The sequence below is a fragment of the Neorhizobium sp. T25_13 genome (assembly GCF_002968675.1).
Taxonomy (GTDB): Bacteria; Pseudomonadota; Alphaproteobacteria; order Rhizobiales; family Rhizobiaceae; genus Neorhizobium; species Neorhizobium tomejilense.
In genome coordinates this window covers 1-2,541 of sequence record NZ_PVBI01000040.1, presented here as the reverse complement: position 1 = coordinate 2,541, position 2,541 = coordinate 1, and the positions used below count along the sequence as shown (strand labels likewise).

At 65.2% G+C, this 2,541-nt stretch carries 2 protein-coding genes; both read right to left on the bottom strand.

All coding sequences use genetic code 11. The features are described 5' to 3' along the window. Window positions 1-300: 300 nt before the first annotated feature. Window positions 301-1,494, bottom strand: coding sequence for an IS91 family transposase (locus tag C5J22_RS30845; RefSeq protein WP_105441382.1), 1,194 nt, complete (start codon window positions 1,492-1,494; stop codon window positions 301-303). A gap of 3 nt (window positions 1,495-1,497) precedes the next feature. Beyond that, window positions 1,498-2,406, bottom strand: coding sequence for a tyrosine-type recombinase/integrase (locus C5J22_RS30840; protein WP_105441384.1), 909 nt, complete (start codon window positions 2,404-2,406; stop codon window positions 1,498-1,500). Window positions 2,407-2,541 lie beyond the last annotated feature (135 nt).

The following is a 2,541-nucleotide window of genomic DNA, read 5'->3' as shown; positions in this document are numbered from 1 at the left end:
CCGTGAAGAGTTTCGGGCGCCGGCAGGCGTACGAAAGTCCCCGAGGAAGGAACCCGCGGGCCACAGTCGGAGGCTATGGAGATTTCAATCTGCGGCTCATGTCTGCGAGGGCGCGGCCGCAGCCAGGGAGTTTGGTGATGCATGCAGACAGGCCGCTTCGTTGCGCGTCCGCGCGGTTTTGCCGGCCCGGCAGCCCTCTCGCGGCACCCCTGTCGGCGACGATGATCACCACAGACGCATGTGGGTCCGTTGCCGGAGGCGCGACGCCTGCGGCCGAGGTCTTGCCCACTCCATGCCGGATCATGAAGCGGTCTCCCGGTTCGGTGTGGTTTGGTCTGGCGGCCCGCGCGGCTGCTTCCAGCGTTCGAACATCTCGATGACGATCATTCGTCCGCCGCAGCAGGGGCATGGTAGGCGGAAGTCGTCCGGTTCGCCTGGTTTGCCGTCATCGACTGGTGGGGCGACGTCCAGCAGCTCGCGAGCGAGCGCGAGGCTGGTCTTGCGGGCTGAGCCGGCGAGCAGGCCGTAATGTCGGATGCGATGGAAGCCACGCGGCAAGACATGGAGCAGGAAGCGGCGGATGAACTCCTCGATCGCGAGCGTCATGATCTGCTGCCGGTCCGCGCCGTCACAGCGGTAGTCCTTGTAGCGGAAGATGATGCCAGTCTCGTCGAAGGTAATCAGGCGGCGGTTTGAGATTGCGACCCGGTGGGTGTAGCGGGACAGGTAGGCGAGCACTGCCTCCGGCCCCGCGAACGGCGCCTTGGCATAGACCACCCAGCGCTTCTTCCGGACCGGCGACAGAAGCCGCAGGAATGCCTGCCGCTCGGCGAGATGAGCAAGAGTGCCGAAGAAGCCGAGCCGTCCGGCGTCGTGCAGAGCGACCAGTCGGGCGAGGAACAGCCGTCGAAACAGTTTGCCGAGTAAGCGTACCGGAAGCAGGAAGGCCGGGCGCGCCGATACCCATCTGCTTCCGTCTGGTGTGATGCCGCCGCCCGGAACGATCATGTGGACATGGGGGTGGTGCGTCATCGCCGATCCCCATGTGTGGAGCACGGCGGTGATGCCGATGCGCGCGCCGAGATGCTTGCGATCGGCCGCGATGGTCAGCATCGTCTCCGACGCCGCCTTGAACAGCAGGTCGTAAACTGCCGCTTTGTTCTGAAACGCGATGTCGGCGACCTCGGCGGGCAGCGTGAACACGACGTGGAAATAGCCGACCGGCAATAGGTCGGCCTCGCGCTCGCAAAGCCATGTCCGCGCCGCGGCACCCTGGCACTTGGGGCAATGCCGATTGCGGCAGGAGTTGTAGGCGATCCGCCGCTGGCCGCAGTCCTCACAGGCCTCGACGTGACCGCCCAGCGCAGCAGTGCGGCAGTTCTCGACCGCCGACATCACCTTCAGTTGCGGCAGGCTCATATGTCCTGCATGCACGCGCCGGTACGCCGCACCGGCAGCACGGAAGATGTCGGCGACCTCGATCGAGGCACGCAAGGCTCAACCGTTGGGGGAGGCTTCTTCCGGCTTGAACAGGCCGAGCTTGTCGAGCGGACTCGTAACTGTGCGGACCGTCCTGGTCGCCACCTTGGCGTAGAGGGCGGTGTTGTTGAGTTTTGCGTGCCCGAGCAGGACCTGGATGATCCGAATATCCGTGCCGTCCTCCAGCAGGTGGGTGGCGAAGCTGTGGCGCAGCGTATGCGGCCCGACCCGCTTAGCGATGCCGGCGGCCTGGGCCGCCTCAACGACGATCCGATAGAGCTGCCGCGTACTGATCGGCTTCATTGCGTGTTGGCCAGGGAATAACCAGCCGTCGCGATGCATCACACCCTGCTGCCGCCCCACCTTCCACCACTGGCGCAGCAGGGTGAGCAGGCCCTCCGAAAGCATGGCATTGCGATAGCGCCCGCCCTTGCCACGCTCAACGCGCAGCAGCATCCGCTCACTGTCGACGTCGGTGACCTTCAGCATGGAAACCTCAGCGACACGGAGGCCGGCGCCATAGGCAACTGACAATGCTGCCTGGTGCTTGAGGCAGGTGGTGGCATTGAGTAACCGGGCAACCTCGTCGCGGCTCAGCACCACAGGCAGATTCCGAGGATGCGCCAGCCGGACGAGCCTGCGCGCCAGGTCCGGGCGGTCGAGGGTCTGGGTGAAGAAGAATCGTAGCGCCGACACGATGCTGTTCATCGTCGGAACGGGAACGCCATCCTCCTGCTGCTCGATCTGAAACCGGCGCAGGTCGTCGGCGGTCGCCGTGTCTGGTGAACGCCCGAGGAAGGTTGCCAGGCGACCAATGTCGCGGAGATAGTTGCGTTGCGTTTCGCGTGAGAAACGCCGCATGTTCATGTCGTCGATCAGCCTCTGGCGCAGCGGGCTGACGGGTGTGTCGAGATGGGGGTGTTGCACGGTCAAGCTCCTTGTTGAAGAAGCTCCTCATGCTCTGCCCTTGCCGGACGACGTTCAATGCGAGCGCGACGTCCGGCCTGCGCTCTCTACCTCAACCGCAGGCGCCCTCCCGCGCAGCGGGTTCGTTCACCGGCC